Origin of the sequence: Achromobacter sp. Root565, from assembly GCF_001427425.1 — a bacterium.
In the GTDB taxonomy this organism is placed as follows: Bacteria; Pseudomonadota; Gammaproteobacteria; order Burkholderiales; family Burkholderiaceae_B; genus Achromobacter; species Achromobacter spanius_D.
In genome coordinates, this window is record NZ_LMGO01000001.1 from 229,712 (window position 1) to 245,599 (window position 15,888).

The window sequence follows — 15,888 nt, forward strand, 5'->3', positions numbered from 1 at the left end:
GTCAGGATTTCGGAAACCAGGGAAAGAAGGCCGGTGTGCGGCGTTGGTAGTCGCGATAGTCGTCGCCGCGCGTGCGCAGCGCCTGTTGCTCGGTAAACGGAATGCCGCTGATCCAGCGCAGGAACACATACATCAGCACCGGCCCCAGCCAGGCCATCCACGCCAGTGGTGATCCCCACGCCAGGGCGACGTAGGCGAACCAATGGCACCACTCAAAGAAATAGTTAGGATGCCGCGAATAGCGCCACACGCCGTGCCGGCAGGTCAGGCCACGATGATTGGGGTTGTCGCGGAAGCGGTCGAGCTGGCGGTCGGCAATCACCTCGCCCGACAGGGCGGCCAGCCAGATCAGCAGGCCCAGCGCCACGGGCCAGCCTTGCGCCGGGCTGGCGCCCGCCGCAAGGAAGGGCAGGCAGAACAGCATCACCAGCCCGGCCTGGAGCATGAACAGGCCGAAGAACTTTCCCTGGTGGCCCTGCCAGTGTTCGCGCAGCGCGTGATAACGGCCGTCCTCGCCGGCGCGCACGCGGCGCCACAGATGACATGCAAGCCGCAGCGACCAGACACCCGCCATCACCGCAAGGGCGAGCCTGACGGCCAGGCTGCCCTCGCCGGTGGCGGCGATCAGCCAGGCGGCCCCGCCCATGCCCAGCGCCCACACCACGTCGACAATGCCCGCGTTGGCGTGGCGCCGCTGCCAGCGCCAGGCCAGCGCCATCGCGGCGATCATGACGACCGCGATGCAAACCCATTGCTGCCAGATCGTCATGATCCCTCCCCTACCCAGCGAGCGCCCTCGGCGCGCGCCTGCGGATGCGTCAGCAGCAGGTGCGCGACACCGATGGAGCGCTCACGAAAACCGCCTTCGCAGTACGCCAGGTAGAACTCCCACAAGCGGCAGAAGCGCGCATCGAATCCTTGGGCCCGCACCTCGGGCTGCCGCGCCAGGAAACGCTCACGCCAGACGTGCAGCGTGCGCGCGTACGACAGGCCGAAGTCCTCCAGGTGCACCAGCGCCAGATCGCAGGCGCGGGTCTTGGCGCGCAGCATGGCCTCGATGGACGGAATGAAGCTGCCCGGAAAGATGTGGCGTTTGATGAAATCGACCGATGCCAACGCCTGCGCATAGCGGTGGTCTTCAATGGTGATCGCCTGGATCAGCGCACGGCCATGTGGGCTTAGCAGACTGGCGACCTTGGCGAAATACGCCTCCAGGAAATTCGCGCCGACGGCTTCGATCATTTCCACCGACACCACCTTGTCGTACTGGCCCTGCAGGTCGCGATAGTCGCGCAGCACGACGCTGACGCGGTCCTGCAGGCCGGCGGCGCGCACCCGTTCGACCGCCAGGTCGTGCTGCTCGCGCGACAGCGTCGCGGTTGTGACGTGGCAGCCGTGATGACGCGCCGCGTGGATGGCCAAACCGCCCCAGCCGCTGCCGATCTCCACCACGCGGTCCGCGGGACGCAGTGCCAGCTTGCGGCAGATCGTCTCCAGCTTGCGATGGGACGCCGCCTCCAGCGTGTCATCGCCGTCGGCCCACAGCGCCGACGAATACATCAGGTCGTCCGATAAAAACAGCGCAAAAAAGGGATTGCCGAGGTCGTAGTGGGCGGCGATGTTGCGGCGGCTGCCATCGCGGGTATTGCGGTTGCCGGCATGCCAGCGCCGCAGCGCCCAGCCGGCCAGCCGCGCCAACCCCGACTCCATGGCGTCCAGCGTCTCGCGGTTGCGCACGAGCAGGCGCACCAGCCCGACCAGGTCGTCGCAGCGCCAAAGACCGTCGCCGTAGGCCTCGCCCGCGCCAACGCTGCCTTGCGCGGCCACCAGCCGGTAGAAGCCAAGATCGCTGACGCTCAGGCGCACGCACGGCTCGCCGCGGCCCAGCGTGGCGCTGCCCAGGCAATCCTCGATCAGCAGCCGGCCGTGATCCAGCGCCGCCAGGCTGGCAAACAGGCGCTGGCGCAGCAGCCGGTCTAGCGCCGTAGTGCGGCGGCTGGCCGCGACCGAGGCGTGTTCCGAGGGCGTCATGGGTTTCATCGCGGTTCTCCGTTGGGCGTGCGGGGATGGTCGTAGACGGGATTGCGCTTGAGCCACAGCCGCAGCGCCTGCCAATGAATGGCGCCGATGACTTGCAGCGTCATCAACGGATAGCGCCACAGCAGGCGCGCCAGCGCCGCGCCGTCCAGGGCGCGGCGCTGCAGATCCAGGCGCGCGTCAAACTGCGCCACGCCCTCCCGGCTGACCCGCATATGCACCCGCAGGTCGTCGGCGGGCAGGTTGAAGCGCCAGTCGTACGCGCAGTCCATGGGCATGAAGGGCGATACGTGAAAGCGCTTGTCGAAACGCCACGCCATCGCGTCGCCCTTGCGCTCGGCGGCGGCGGCCGGCAGCACCACGCAATGGCGCTGCTTCCAAGGCGTATTGGTGATCTCCGCCACGATCGCCGCCAGCGTCCGGCCGTCGGCCTCAAAGCAGTAATAGAAGCTCACGGGATTGAAGACATAGCCGGCGTAGCGGGGGTGCGCCAGCAGGCGGATGGGACCGTCCGGCACGTCTCCCAACTGCGCCCGCAGGCGTTGCCGCACCGCCTGCGCCAGCGGCAGCCCTTCACCGGCGTCGAGATAATCCGCGCGACGCCACTGCGCCAGGTTGGGCCGGTCCACCGACCACAGCCAGCGGCCCTGGAATACCGAGTCGATCTCGTCGAGGTCCAGGTAAAGTTGCGCCATGCGGTAGCCGAAGCCATGCGGGTGCGGGTGGTGGCGCCGATGCGTCACTCGGCCCTCGTAGACGGCGCTTTGCACGTTCATGCCGCCTCCCTCGCCCAGACCCGCGGCTGTTCCAGGATGCCGCGCACCACGTCCAGCGCGCTGGCCACGCCGTCTTCATGAAAGCCCCAGCCCCAGTAGGCGCCGGCGAACCAGCTGCGCCGGCGACCGGATATCTCGGTGCGGCGCGCCTGCGCGGCCACGGATTCGTGGGTGTACACGGGGTGGTGATAACGCATGCGCGCCAACACCTTGCCCGGCTCGATGGCATCGCTGCGATTCAGCGTCACGATGAAGGGCTGCGGCGACCTGATGCCCTGCAGCAGGTTCATGCAATAACTGACCGAACACGGCGCGTAGGGATCGGCCGGCACGTAGGCGTTCCAGGCGGCCCAGGCCTTGCGCTGGCGCGGCAACAGGCGTGCGTCGGTATGCAACACCACGTCGTTGTCCTGGTAGGCGATGGCGCCCAGGACCTCCCGTTCCTGCGGCGACGGGTCGGCCAGTAGCGCCAGCGCCTGATCGCTGTGGCAGGCGAAGATCACTTCGTCATGGTGGTCCTGGCCATCGCGCGTCATCACCTGCACGCTGCCCGGCAGGCGCCTGACGGCGCGCACGGCGCAGTTCAGCCGCTCGCGCACCGTCCATTGCCGGCGCATGGCGTCGATGTAGCGGCTCGATCCACCCTGCACCACACGCCACTGCGGCCGACCGCCAAGGCGCAGCATCTGGTGGTTCGCCATGAACCGCACCAGGTATCGCGCAGGAAACTCCAGGATACGCGAGGCCGGCGACGACCACAGCGCCGACGCCATCGGAATCAGGTGGTCGGTGCGGAACGCCTCGCCGTAACGGTGTTGCGCCAGATATTCGCCCAGCGTGGGGCCTGGTTCCGGCGCGCGCAACAGCGCGGGCGCCTCCCGGTAAAAGCGCATCAGGTCGCGCACCATGCCCAGGAATCGCGGCGACAGCAGATTGCGCCGCTGGCAGAACAGCGTGTCCAGCGAGGTGGCGTTATAGGCAAGATCGTCCGCCTGCTTGTGCACCGAAAAGCTCATGGTGGTGGGCTGCGACGACACGCCCAGCTCCGCCAGCAATGCCGTGAAATGCGGGTAATTGAGCGGGTTGTGGACGATGAATCCGCTGTCCACCGTATAGCGCCGGCCACCCTGCTCGACCCTGTGCGTATGGGTATGCCCGCCCAGGTAATCGTTGGCCTCGTACAGCGTGACGTCGTGATCGCGGCTTAGCTTCCAGGCACAGACCAGCCCCGCGATGCCCGAACCGATGATGGCGATGCGCATGTTCACTCCTTGGCAGCGGCCAGCGCCCAGGCCGGCACCGCCTTGAGGTCCCAGATGAGGCCGGTGGCAGCCAGCAGGCGCAGGCCGTACCAGGTGATGTCGATCTCGTGCGCACGAAAACCTTGGCGCGCCGATCCCGGATAGAAGTGATGGTTGTTGTGCCAGCCCTCGCCGAACGTCATCAGCGCCAGCCAGGCGTTGTTGCGGCTATCGTCGGCGGTGTCGTAGCGCCGCTTGCCGTAGCGGTGCGCCAGCGAGTTGATCGTCACAGTGGCGTGGAACAGGGCCACGGTTGAGATGAAGAAGCCCCACACCAGCATCTGCGGCCCGTCGGTGCCCAGGCCGGGCGCCACGCGTGCCAACAGCGCGCCCAGCCCGTAGCACCCCAACGCCAGCGCCAGCGGCACCGCCGCGTCGAAGCGGTCGAGCCACCGCAGTTCGGCGTAGCCGCGCAGGTCCGGCACCCGAGTGAGGTCGGTGGCGAAGGCGCGGCGCGTCAGGAACCAGCCCATGTGGCTCCACCAGAAGCCGTGACGGCGCGGCGAGTGCAGATCAAGCGCATCGTCGGCATGGCGATGGTGGTGACGATGATGGGCTGCCCACCACAGCGGACCGCGCTGCGCGCACGATGCCCCCAGCACGGCAAACACCAACTGCGCGCCGCGCGAGGTGCGGAACGTGCGATGCGAGAAGTAGCGGTGATAGAAGCCGGTCAAAGCGAACATGCGCACCGCGTAGAGCGCCCCCGCCAGCGCCAGTGCAACCGGCGACACGCCGGTCCACAGCACACCCAGGCAGCCGGCGTGCAGCAAGGCGAAAGGCAAGGCGCGAGTCCAGTCGATGTGATCGGAGTCGATGCGATCGGAGTCGAAGCGCGGCGCGTCCTGCGCCTGCGTATCGACCCAGCGCCGAATCGAAGCGGTCCAGCCGGTAAGAACGGAGCGCATCATGCTGTCCTGTGGGAAACGTGTAGGGATATACGGGCGCGGCGTTGCATCGGATGCGTAAGTGAATACCCTTACTTTTCCTATGGGGATGCGCAGGGGCGAGCGACGAACGCGCTGACGTCGTCGAGCACCGGTGCGCGCCAGCGCAGCGGCCGCGACAGCGCTCCCACCAGCAGCTTGTGGCCCAGATCGGGGTACTGCACCAAGTGCGCACACGCGCCCGCATCCTGCAGGGCGTGCGCCAGGCTGACGCTGTTGCGGCGCGGATCGACCGTCGTGTCAGCGGTGCCTGTCAGCAGCAGACCGGGTGGCGCGTGGCTACTGACATGGTGCATGGGTTGGGAGTCGGCCGGCGTGTCCGGATAGCCGAACACCGGCCGCACGCCGCGAGCCACGATGGGAAGGAAGTCATAGGGGCCGGCCAGCCCGATCCATCCGGCCAGGGTCGCGGGGCTGGAACCGGCGCCGCCCAGCCAGCGCCCATCCAGCGCCAGCATGGCCGCGATGTACCCGCCGGCACTGTGGCCTGCGACGAATACGCGCTCAGGATCTCCGCCATAGGCCCCAATATGGCGCTGGGTCCACGCGACCGCCATGGCGGCATCATGCAGGAATGCGGGAAAGCCGGCTTCGGGATAGAGGCGGTAGTCGGCGACCACGGCCACCATGCCGCGTGCCGCCAGCGCGTCGCCCACGAACCGGTAGTCCGCGCGTTCACCGCTGCGCCAGCCACCGCCGTAGAAGAAAACCACCACGGGCGCGCCCGTCGCGCCGGGTGGCCGGTAGACGTCCAGGCGCTGACGCGGCAATGTGCCGTAGGCAATGTCCGCGGTGACGCCGCTGGCGTCCTCAGGTACAGCGCCGTTGAGCAGCGTCAACGGTGAACAGGCGGCCAGCAGGCCCAGGGCCAGCGCTGCCACGGCCATGATGGCGAGCAACCCACGCGGGCTGGCGTCGATCCAGGAAGACATGGGGGGACTCCGCAACGGAACACCCCTCTATACGCGGCCCGCCCCGATTTGGATGCGGCTCAGATCTTGAGCACGTCACCCTTCATGATGACCGGTCCGGTGGGCTTGCCCGTCGGTGACCCTCCCGGCGGTTCGAGCGTGATGGCCAGGGTCTGCCCCCCTTCCAGGCCTTGGGCGCGGGGCGGCAACGCCGTCAAGCCCTCGGGCGCCACCACCCCGACGGATATCGGCGCCTGTCCCGGCGGAATCACCCAGAGCTCCAGCGCTTTGCCGTCGGCGCGCGAGGCCAGATCCTGCAAGGCGTGCACGTGCAGGCCGCCGCGCTCGTCGGCGCGCACCACCAGCATGGCCTGCGCCTCGGGGCTTTGCAGCACCGCCATCAATTGCGAGCGCGCAGCACGGTCAACCTGCATCGGGTAGATCACCACCCCTGCCACCAGCAAGGCCGCCAGCGCGCCGCTCACCACGCGCCAAAATGCCAGGCCCTGCCAGCCGCGGCCGCCGCCTGGCTTCAGGCGCGCCTCGATGGCGCGCCACACGCGGCGCGGCGGCACCCGGGCCGGCAGCGACCACAACAGGGGGTAGATGTCGTTCTCCCACTCGCGCACCTGGCGGCGCAGGTTGGCGTCGGCGGCCATCAAGCCCTCGAAACGGCGGCGTGCGCCCCCGCGCATGGCGCCGGCCACGTAATCCGCGGCAAGCCGCTCGCGCAGTTGAGGATTGGTGTAGTTCATGACAGACACCTCTTGAGCCGGTCCATGCCGCGCCGCACCCAGCTCTTGATCGTGCCCAGCGGGGCCTGCAGGCGGCGGGCGATCTCGCTGTGACTGAGGTCGTCGAAAAAGGACAGCGCGATGGCAGCGCGTTGCTGCCCCTCGAGCTGTTTCAGGCAGTCCGCCAGGCGCTGGCCGTCCTGGTCGCGTTGCAAGCGTTCGAACGGGCCGGGCGCGTCATCGGCCCAGGCCTGCGTCAATGCGCCGTCGGCATCGGGACGTTCCAGGTCCGGCCGGCGGAGCAGGTCGATGCAGCGGTTGCGCACGATGCGCGTCATCCAGGTCATGACTTGGCTCTGCTCCGATGAATAACGGGCGGCGTTGCGCCAGATATTGATGAAGCTGTCCTGGAGGACTTCCTCGGCCCAGTCGCTTCGCCGCAATATACGTACCGCGAGGGCAAACAGATGCGGGGAAGTCTGACGATAGAGTTCCGCCAGCGCGGACTCCTGGCCGCGAGCGCATTCCTGTATCAAAGCCTGCAGACGAAGCGGATCGGGCATGGCGGCTATCCGGGGTCACTGCGATCAGGCCGCGCGACAGAAATAAGCCGCTCGGAGGACGGATGTCTTGCAGCGGATGATACAGGCAAGTCCAAGCCGCGAAATATTTCCCGCGGCCTGCATCCGATCACGGCTCGCGCGTGTAGTACCTGCAACGGCGCACATTCCGTGCGCCGTATCCGCAGCGTTTTACTGCGCAGGAGACCGCTCATGATGATTCGCCACACCCCCGCCAACGGCCTTTTCGCGGCCGCTCTGCTGGCCGCTTGCGGCATGCTGCACACCTCCCCGGCTCTGGCCGCCTCGCAGGACACCCTGCCCGCTTCTGTTCAGGTACCCGCCGGCCACAAAGTGGCCTGGGAAACCGTGGGCACGGGCGACATCACCTATGAATGCCGCGCCAAGGCCGACGCCAAGGACCAGATGGAATGGGTATTCGCCGGTCCGAAGGCGGTGCTGAAAGACCGCCAGGGCAAGCAGGTCGGCACCTATTACGGCCCGCCCGCCACCTGGGAAGCCGCGGACGGCTCCAAGCTGACCGGCACGCAGGTCGCCGTGGCGCCGGCTGGCGCGGGCAACTTGCCCTATCAACTGGTCAAGGCCAATCCCGCCATGGGCGCCGGCGCCCTGACCGGCGTCACGTACATCCAGCGCACGGCGCTCAAGGGCGGCGTGGCGCCGCAGACGCCTTGCACCAAGGCCGGCGAACGCAGCCAGGTGTCGTACCAGGCCGACTACCTCTTCTGGAAGGCGGACTGACACCGGGCGGGCCGCGGCGGCGGGAGTCCGGTAACATGCCTGGATCCGCCGCCGCCCGGGGCTTGTCAGCCCGGTCCGTGCCCACCCCTTCCTGCTCTGCGCGCATGCCGAACCGACCTGATCCGGATTTCGATTACAACGCCGCCCTCGAGCAGTGCGCCGCGGGGCGCCGCTCGGCGCTGGAAGCCCTGTACCGCCACGAAGGCCCCCGCCTGCTGGGCGTCGCGCAGCGCATCGTGCGCGACCGCGCCCGGGCCGAAGACATCGTGCACGACGCCTTCGTCAATATCTGGCACCGTGCCGGCAGCTTCGACGCCACGCGCGGCTCGGCCCGCGGCTGGCTCTACAGCGTCGCGCGCAACCTGGCGCTGAACGCCGTGCGGGACGGCCGCCACGAAACCGCCGTCGACGACGACACCGCCGCCGCGCTCGACGCCCGCGACGCGATCGACGCCTGGCACGACACGCGCGACGCGTTCGACTGGCGCGACAGCGCCGGCCGCATCGGCCCGTGCCTCGAGCAACTGGAACCCGTGCGCCGCAACTGCGTGCTGCATGCCTATGTGGAAGGCCTGTCGCACAGTGAGATTGCGCAGCGCCTGGGCGCACCGCTGGGCACCGTCAAAGCCTGGATCAAGCGCAGCCTGAAAGCGCTGAAGGAATGCCTGGCATGAGCGCCCCATCCCCTTCCCCCGACAACCTGGACGAACTGGCCGGCGAATACGTGCTGGGCACCTTGTCCGCCGCGCGCCGGCGCGACGTCAACGCCCGCCTGCCGCATGATGCCGCCCTGCGCGCCGCCGTCGACCGCTGGGAAGAACGCCTGCTGCCGCTCAGCAGCCTGGCCACTCCCGTGGAGCCGTCGCCCGCCCTGTGGCCTCGCATCGCGGAAACGCTGGATCGCCAGAGCGCGGCCCGCCAAGCCGCGCAGCCGACGCGCCCGGGTTGGTGGGACAGCCTGTTTTTCTGGCGCGGCGCGGCCGCCAGCGGTCTGGCCGCCGCCCTGGTGCTGGCCGGAACGCTTACGCTGCGGCCCACGCCAGCGCCGGGTCCCGTGCAGTACATGGTGGTCCTGGTCGCGCCGCAGTCGCAAACGCCGGGCTGGGTCGTGCAGGCCAGTGCCGGTCAGCGCGAGGTGCAACTGGTGCCCATCGCGGCCATGCAGGTCCCGGCCGATCGTGCGCTGGAATTCTGGACCAAGGCCGACGGCTGGGCCGGCCCGGTCTCGCTGGGTCTGATCAAACCCGGAGAGCCCGTGCGCATCGCGCTGGACAAGCTGCCCCCGTTGGAGCCGAACCAGTTGTTTGAACTGACGCTGGAACCGGCCACCGGCTCGCCCACCGGCAAGCCGACCGGACCGATCCAGTTCATCGGGCGGGCGGTAAAGGTGATGTAGCGCAGATTCAAATACAGCGGAGGTTTTTCATGCGCCATGCAGAAGCCGTTCGTCGTTTCATCCACCCGTTGCGGCACGTCGCCCCGTGGCTGGCGTTGGGACTGTTGGGTTTGACGTTGTATGGCTGTGCCGCGACGACGCCGCCCAAGGGCGTGAGACCCGTTGGCTCCTTCGACGTGCATCGTTATGAAGGACGCTGGTTTGAAATCGCGCGGCTGGACCACAGCTTCGAACGCGGCATGACGGACGTCACCGCCCACTACACGCTGCAGGATGACGGCACCGTCCGTGTCGTCAACCGCGGGTTCGACCCGGCCAAGGGTTCGCAAGGCGATTGGCGTTCGGCGCAGGGGCGAGCCCGCTTCACGGGTGACCCGTCGGTGGCATCGCTGAAAGTGTCGTTCTTCGGCCCCTTCTATGGCGGATACCATGTGGCCGCATTGGACCCGGATTATCGTTGGGCCCTGGTCGTTGGCCCGGATCGCAGCTACGCCTGGATTCTCGCGCGTGACAAGACGCTTGACCGCGATACGCGCGACGACATCCTGCGCCGCGCCAAGGCATTGGGCCTGGACACCGACGCATTCATCTGGGTCAGCCAGGATCGCGAACAGCCGTCACTGGGACCGGCCTCCTGATGCGGGACCGCGCGCCATGACATCCAAGCGCGAGGGCGCACACCCTGCGCCTGATTCTCGGCGATCAGCTGAATCCGCTGCACAGCTGGTTCGCCCGGACCGACCCGGACGTCGTGTATGGGCTGATGGAAGTGCGTCAAGAGACGGACTACGTGCTGCACCACGCACAAAAAATCCTGGCGATATTCGCCGCCTTCGCCTTGAACACCAAGATGCTGCACCCAGACGAGCTGGCGCGGCAGGCGCAGGCCGCCTACGAAACGGGGCGCGCGCACTTGGCAGCGGTCGAGGGCTTCATCCGGCAAATCCTGGGGCGATTACTGCCGTGGATGCTCGTACGACAGGAAACAGAAAACAGGCGAGCACGCGGCGCTGACCTTGACACGCCTGGACGAGCTTGAAGAGACGTTCCACATCAGAAGCGGTCTGCCCGCCCGGCTGGATGTGGCAGGTATCAACCTGCCGCGCCCCCCATAGACTCCCCATTCAAGTCCGGCCTGCGGCCGGGCGCCCCTTGAATGCGGAGTGATTCATGACAGCACCTCGGGCGGATATCCGACTCGCCGACTTCCTATCCCCGACCGTCGCGGCACTGATATCGGTTTTGGTGAACTACGGCGGCACGTTTGTCCTGGTGTTTCAGGCGGCAGAGCTGGCCCGCTTGTCGCCGGCGCAGACCACCTCCTGGGTGTGGGCGGTATCCATCGGGGTGGGCGCCACCGGCGCGCTGCTCAGCTGGCGCTACAAGGCGCCCATCATTACGGCGTGGTCCACGCCCGGCGCCGCGTTCCTGGCCACGGTCATGCCCTTCACGCCTTATCAAGAAGTCATCGGCGCGTACATGTTATCGGCGCTGGGTTTTATCGTGCTGGGGCTGTCGGGTGCTTTCGAAAAGCTTGTGCGCAGGATCCCGGGGGGCATCGCCGCCGGTCTGCTGGCGGGCATCCTGCTGCAGTTTGGCGTCAATGCCTTTGGCGGCGCCAGCGCCGACCCCCTGCTGGTGATCGTTCTGGTGGTGTCCTACGCGCTGCTCAAGCGCTTCTCCTCGCGCTTCGCCGTGATCGGCATCCTGGCCATCGGCCTCGCATTGCTCATCGCGCAGGGCCGGATCGACTTCTCGGCTGTCCATCTGCGCCTGGCGGCGCCCGTGTTCGAAATGCCCGGCTTCTCGCTGCAGGCCGCGCTGGGCGTTGCCTTGCCCCTTTTCATCATCACACTCACGGGTCAGTACATGCCCGGCATGCTGGTGCTGCGCAACGATGGCTACCGGACCAGCGCGAATCCGATCCTGACCGTGACGGGACTGGGCTCGCTCCTCATGGCGCCTTTCGGGGCGCACGCATTCAATGTCGCGGCGATCACCGCCGCCATCTGCACCGGCAAGGACGCCCATGAAGATCCCGCCAAGCGTTACATCGCGGGTCTAGCCTGCGGTGCGTTCTACATCCTGGTCGGCACCTTCGGCGTTACGTTGGCGACACTTTTCATGGTGCTGCCCAAGGCATTCATCACCACGCTGGCCGGCCTTGCCTTGCTTGGCGCGATTGGCGGCAGCCTGGCCAACGCCATGGCCGACGTGCGCACGCGTGAGACGGCGCTCATCACTTTTCTGGCCACCGCCGCGAACGTCACGATGCTGGGCGTGGGCGGCGCATTCTGGGGGCTGGTGGCCGGCCTGACTGCGCATCTGCTGATGCACGGCGGCCCTCAGGCACGGCGCTCCATGCTGCCCCTTCAAGGCAGGTCAGGCCCTTGACAGCGCGTTCTCCAGACGCAGCACGGCGTCCTCGATCTCGTAGGCCGTCAACGACGCATAGCCCAACAGCCAGCCCGGTTGCTTGTACGCGCCGGCATACAGCCGGCTGAGGCCGGGCAGGCGCAGGCCGGCGCGCTCTGCCAAAAGCAGGGTCCTTTCCTCGGACCAGCCTGGCTCGAGCAGGCACGGGATCTGCAGGCCGCCGGGGGGACGCACGGCCTGCGCGACGTGGCCGAGCCGCTTTACCAGCGACGCCAGCAGAACCTCGCGGCGCCCCGCGTACAGCTTGCGCATCGCCCGAACGTGCGAATGGTAATGACCGTCTTCCATGAAGCGGGCCAGTGTCAACTGCAGTATCTGCGGCGTGTGTCCGTCCATGATGCTGCGCGCCCGTGAAAAGGCGTCGACCAGTTCCGGCGGCAGCGCCATGTATCCCATCCTCAGGCCGGGATACAGCGTCTTGCTGAACGTACCCAGGTACAAGGTTCGTTGATGCCGGTCCAGGCCCTGCACGCAGGCGGTCGGCAAATCGTCGTAATGGAATTCGCTATCGTAGTCGTCCTCGATGATCCACTTGCCATGGTCGGCTGCCCAACCGACCAGCTCCAGCCTGCGTTCCAGTGACAACGTCACGCCCGTCGGATACTGGTGCGACGGCGTCACATACACGCAACTGGCGCCGCTGCGGTCCGCGCGCAGGAGGTCCATGCGTATGCCCTGCGCATCGACGTCTATCGGCACGATCCGCGTTTCGGCGGCCTCGAACGACTTGCGGGCGCCGAAGTAACCGGGATTCTCCATCAGGATGGGCGTGTCGGCGTCGGCCAGCAGTTGCGCGCACAGGAAGAGCGCTTGCCGGGTGCTGCTGAGCACCAGGACCTGCTCGGGCACGACCTTGGCGCCACGCTCCAGATTCAGATAGGCAGCGATGGCTCGGCGCAGCGGTTCAGCGCCCTGCGGTTCGCCATGCAGCAGCACGTGGCTGCGGCTGTCCTTCATGACTTGGCGCTGCAGGCGTTCCCAGACGCCGGTGGGAAACGTGCGCGTCTCGGGCAGCCCGGTGGCGAACGCCTTGATGACCTGCTGGTCTGAAACGCCGCCGCTATCCAGGATCGCCCGCCCGCGGCGGCTCAGACCCGCACCCGGTTGCGCCGCGCCGGGCTTGCGCTCCAGCCTTGTCCGCTTGCGCGTCGCGCCCCGCAGTTCGATTCCCACCGTCTCGGACACATAGCTACCCGAGCCCTCGCGACGCACGATGTAGCCATCGCGATGCAGTTGCACGTAGGCGTTTTCGACGGTGTCGCGCGACACGCCCAGCGACTTGGCCAAGCCGCGCGTCGCGGGCAGCTTGACCCGCGCTCCCAGCGCGCCGTCCAAGATCAGCGCGCGGAGCGCCCGCTGGATGCGCTGATGCAGGTCCAACCGCTGGAGCGCCGCCTCGTTCATCTGAATCTTGAGCGTATCCAGCTGGAATGTCGTTGCCATACGGTTGTTGAACGGTCTGCTGATCGGCGCGGAAATAGCCGGTCTTGACCGGCAATTCTAAGTCACTGTCGGGCGATGCCAGTGAAGGTGATGCGTCGGGCCTGCACACGCCGCAGTATGATTTCAACGACTAAGCCATCAGCCATGGCGCCGCATTCTGGGTCAGGCTGGTACAGGATCGAACCGCACTCTGAGTTTTCCGCATGGCACGTACACGTCACCCCTCGCTCGCGCATTGGGGCGCCTTCACGGCAATCACCGAAGCCGGCCGCCTGGTCGGCTGCGAGCCTTTTGGGCCGGATCCGGCGCCCTCGCCCATGCTGGACTCCATTCCCGAGATGGTGCATTCGCCACTGCGCGTGCGCCGTCCGGCGGTGCGGCGCGGCTGGCTGGAAGGCCGCCGCGACCGCGAGGGCGACGACTACATCGAAATTTCCTGGGACCGTGCGCTGGAGCTGGTGTCGGGCGAGCTGGCGCGCGTGCGCGCCAAGCATGGCGCGGCCGGCGTGTTTGGCGGCTCGTATGGCTGGTCCTCGGCCGGGCGGGTCCACCATGCGCGCAGCCTGATCCGGCGGTTCCTGTTTCTGGGCGGCGGCTGCGTCGACCAGATCGGCAACTACAGCTGGGGCGCGGCGCAGTTTCTGCTGCCGTATGTCATTGGCACCACCTCGCCTGTCAGCGGCGACGTGACGGATTGGGATAGCGTGCTGGAGCACACCCGGGTGCTGATTGCCTTTGGCGGCATTCCGGTCAAGAACAGCCAGGTGACTTCAGGCGGCTCGGGCCTGCACAACCTGCCGCGCTGGCTGGGCGAGGCACAGCGGCGCGGCATCAAATTGGTGGTGATCAGCCCGACACGCGCCGACATTCCCGCCGAGATGGCGGCCGAGTGGCTGCCGATACGGCCCAACACCGACACGGCGTTGATGCTGGGCATGGCGCATACCCTGCTGACCGAAAATCTTCACGACGCGGCATTTCTGGCCAGCCATTGCACCGGGTTTGAGCGCTGGGCCGCGTACTTGCGTGGCGAAACCGATGGCCAGCCCAAGGATGCGGCGTGGGCCGCAGCCATTACCGGCATTCCGGCAGAACGCATCGCTGCGCTGGCGCGCGAGGCGGCGCAGCAGCGCAGCCTGTTGACGGCCGCCTGGGCCTTGCAGCGCGCGCAGCATGGCGAGCAGCCGTATTGGGCGGTGATCGGGCTGGCGGCGATGCTGGGCCAGATCGGCATGCCCGGCGGCGGCTTTGCCTTTGGGCATGCCTCGTTGAACGGCATCGGCCAGCCGCGCCGTCAGGTCCCCGGGCCGGAGATTCCGGTGCCCAAGAATCCCTCGGGCCTGGCGATTCCCGTCGCGCGCATCGCCGACATGCTGCTGGCGCCGGGCGCAGAGTACGAGTTCAACGGCGGACGGCATGTCTACCCGGACGTGAAGCTGATCTACTGGGCCGGCGGCAATCCGTTTCATCACCATCAGGACCAGAATCGCTTGCGGCAGGCCTGGAGCAAGCCCGAGACGGTGATCGTGCACGAGTCATTCTGGACACCATTGGCACGACGCGCGGATATCGTGCTGCCCGCCACAACGGCGCTGGAGCGCGAGGACGTGGGCGGATCGTCGCGTGATCCTTATGTGTTCGCCATGCATCGCGCCGTCGAGCCGCAGGGCGAGGCGCGAAACGATTTCGATATCTTCGCGGAACTCGCTCGGCGCGCCGGGTTTGGCGAGGCGTTCACGGCGGGGCGCGATGTGCCCGGCTGGTGCCGGCATGTTTATGACGGCATGCGCGCGGGATGTCAGGCGCGGGGCGTCGAACTGCCTGACTTTGACACCTTCTGGGCGCACTGGCATGCCGAAGTGCCCCCGCCCGAAACGCCTTATGTGCTGTTTGAGCGCTTTCGGCAGGATCCGGCCGCCAACCCGCTGTACACGAAGTCGGGGCGCATCGAGCTGTATTCCGAAGCGGTGGCCGGATATGGGTATGACGATTGCCCCGGTTATCCGGCCTGGCTGGCGCCCACGGAATGGCTGGGCGCGCCCGCGGCAAAACAATGGCCGCTGCATCTGCTGACCAATCAACCGCGCACGCGCTTGCACAGCCAGTTGGATCCCGCCAGCCTGTCGCGCGCCGGCAAAGTGTCCGGCCATGAACCCATTGCGATCAATCCGCTGGATGCCGCCGAGCGAGGCATCAGCAACGGCGATGTGCTGCGGGTTTTCAACGACCGTGGCGCATGTCTGGCTGGCGCGGTGCTGGACGACGGGCTGTCGCGCGGGGTGGTGATCATGGCGACGGGCGCCTGGTCGGATCCCGACGGCAACCTGGACAGGCATGGCAATCCGAACGCACTGACCGCGGACATCGGGACCTCGCGGCTGACGCAGGGGCCCAGCGCGCAGACCGCCTTGGTGCAGGTGGAAAAACATCTGGGCGAGCCGGTGCGGCATCGGGCTTGGGAACTGCCCGTGTTGCTGTCCGGAGCGGCTTAATACCTCAACCCTCCCCGCCTCAGTCAAGTATTTCCGCGACATATCCTTAGAACGGCACGTTTGATTTTCTGGCGGCAAACTTCGTTTTCCTTA

Annotated in this window: 15 protein-coding genes and 1 pseudogene; 7 read left to right on the forward strand and 9 right to left on the reverse strand. The window is 67.3% G+C overall.

Translation table 11 applies throughout. From position 1 onward, the window contains the following. Position 1 precedes the first annotated feature (1 nt). From ASD71_RS01025 to ASD71_RS01060, 8 genes are all read right to left on the reverse strand, one after another. Entirely contained in the window at positions 2-769 is a 768-nt protein-coding gene (locus ASD71_RS01025) for a DUF1295 domain-containing protein (protein ID WP_056558691.1), read from the reverse strand. Next, positions 766-2,040 carry a cyclopropane-fatty-acyl-phospholipid synthase family protein gene (locus ASD71_RS01030; protein WP_056558693.1) on the reverse strand — a complete coding sequence of 425 codons (1,275 nt, stop codon included), beginning with the start codon at positions 2,038-2,040 and terminating at the stop codon, positions 766-768. The genes ASD71_RS01025 and ASD71_RS01030 overlap by 4 nt, the downstream gene beginning before the upstream one ends. Then, the gene (locus tag ASD71_RS01035; RefSeq protein WP_056558696.1) at positions 2,037-2,813 is read right to left on the reverse strand and encodes a DUF1365 domain-containing protein; all 777 of its coding nucleotides are present in this window, start codon (positions 2,811-2,813) and stop codon (positions 2,037-2,039) included. The genes ASD71_RS01030 and ASD71_RS01035 overlap by 4 nt, the downstream gene beginning before the upstream one ends. Next, positions 2,810-4,075, reverse strand: a complete 1,266-nt coding sequence (locus ASD71_RS01040) for an NAD(P)/FAD-dependent oxidoreductase (protein ID WP_056558699.1) — start codon at positions 4,073-4,075, stop codon at positions 2,810-2,812. The genes ASD71_RS01035 and ASD71_RS01040 overlap by 4 nt, the downstream gene beginning before the upstream one ends. Positions 4,076-4,077: 2 nt before the next feature. Beyond that, positions 4,078-5,025, reverse strand: coding sequence for an acyl-CoA desaturase (locus ASD71_RS01045; RefSeq protein WP_056558702.1), 948 nt, complete (start codon positions 5,023-5,025; stop codon positions 4,078-4,080). A 77-nt stretch (positions 5,026-5,102) separates the two neighbouring features. Beyond that, a complete protein-coding gene (locus tag ASD71_RS01050) occupies positions 5,103-5,993 on the reverse strand; it encodes an alpha/beta hydrolase (RefSeq protein ID WP_082578741.1) in 891 nt (296 codons plus the stop codon). 59 nt (positions 5,994-6,052) lie between these two features. Continuing rightward, the gene (locus ASD71_RS01055; RefSeq protein ID WP_056558705.1) at positions 6,053-6,727 is read right to left on the reverse strand and encodes an anti-sigma factor domain-containing protein; all 675 of its coding nucleotides are present in this window, start codon (positions 6,725-6,727) and stop codon (positions 6,053-6,055) included. Next, positions 6,724-7,269, reverse strand: coding sequence for an RNA polymerase sigma factor (locus tag ASD71_RS01060; RefSeq protein ID WP_056558708.1), 546 nt, complete (start codon positions 7,267-7,269; stop codon positions 6,724-6,726). The genes ASD71_RS01055 and ASD71_RS01060 overlap by 4 nt, the downstream gene beginning before the upstream one ends. 210 nt (positions 7,270-7,479) lie before the next feature. Between ASD71_RS01060 and ASD71_RS01065 the strand changes: the two genes are divergently transcribed. The 6 genes and pseudogenes from ASD71_RS01065 (at position 7,480) to ASD71_RS01090 (ending at position 11,818) form a co-directional block, all read left to right on the forward strand. After that, positions 7,480-8,028: a DUF3455 domain-containing protein gene (locus tag ASD71_RS01065; RefSeq protein WP_056558711.1), complete on the forward strand. Its 549-nt coding sequence runs from the start codon at positions 7,480-7,482 to the stop codon at positions 8,026-8,028. Positions 8,029-8,132: 104 nt separating this feature from the next. Next, positions 8,133-8,702 (forward strand): sigma-70 family RNA polymerase sigma factor, encoded by a 570-nt coding sequence (locus ASD71_RS01070; protein ID WP_056558716.1) that lies wholly within the window; start codon positions 8,133-8,135, stop codon positions 8,700-8,702. Further along, entirely contained in the window at positions 8,699-9,424 is a 726-nt protein-coding gene (locus tag ASD71_RS01075) for an anti-sigma factor domain-containing protein (protein ID WP_056558718.1), read from the forward strand. Before ASD71_RS01070 ends, ASD71_RS01075 begins: the two co-directional genes overlap by 4 nt. Before the next feature lie 29 nt (positions 9,425-9,453). Continuing rightward, on the forward strand, positions 9,454-10,062 hold the full coding sequence (locus tag ASD71_RS01080; RefSeq protein ID WP_056558721.1) for a lipocalin family protein: 609 nt from the start codon (positions 9,454-9,456) through the stop codon (positions 10,060-10,062). A gap of 44 nt (positions 10,063-10,106) precedes the next feature. Beyond that, positions 10,107-10,256: pseudogene (locus tag ASD71_RS28555) on the forward strand (cryptochrome/photolyase family protein); the annotation flags it as partial. Between the two features lie 338 nt (positions 10,257-10,594). Beyond that, positions 10,595-11,818 carry a benzoate/H(+) symporter BenE family transporter gene (locus tag ASD71_RS01090; protein WP_056558728.1) on the forward strand — a complete coding sequence of 408 codons (1,224 nt, stop codon included), beginning with the start codon at positions 10,595-10,597 and terminating at the stop codon, positions 11,816-11,818. Here ASD71_RS01090 and ASD71_RS01095 read toward each other — a convergent pair. Next, complete coding sequence (locus tag ASD71_RS01095) at positions 11,807-13,303, reverse strand: PLP-dependent aminotransferase family protein (protein WP_056558731.1); 1,497 nt, start codon at positions 13,301-13,303, stop codon at positions 11,807-11,809. The genes ASD71_RS01090 and ASD71_RS01095 overlap by 12 nt on opposite strands. A 203-nt stretch (positions 13,304-13,506) precedes the next feature. Between ASD71_RS01095 and ASD71_RS01100 the strand changes: the two genes are divergently transcribed. Further along, positions 13,507-15,795 carry a molybdopterin-dependent oxidoreductase gene (locus ASD71_RS01100; protein ID WP_056558735.1) on the forward strand — a complete coding sequence of 763 codons (2,289 nt, stop codon included), beginning with the start codon at positions 13,507-13,509 and terminating at the stop codon, positions 15,793-15,795. Positions 15,796-15,888 lie beyond the last annotated feature (93 nt).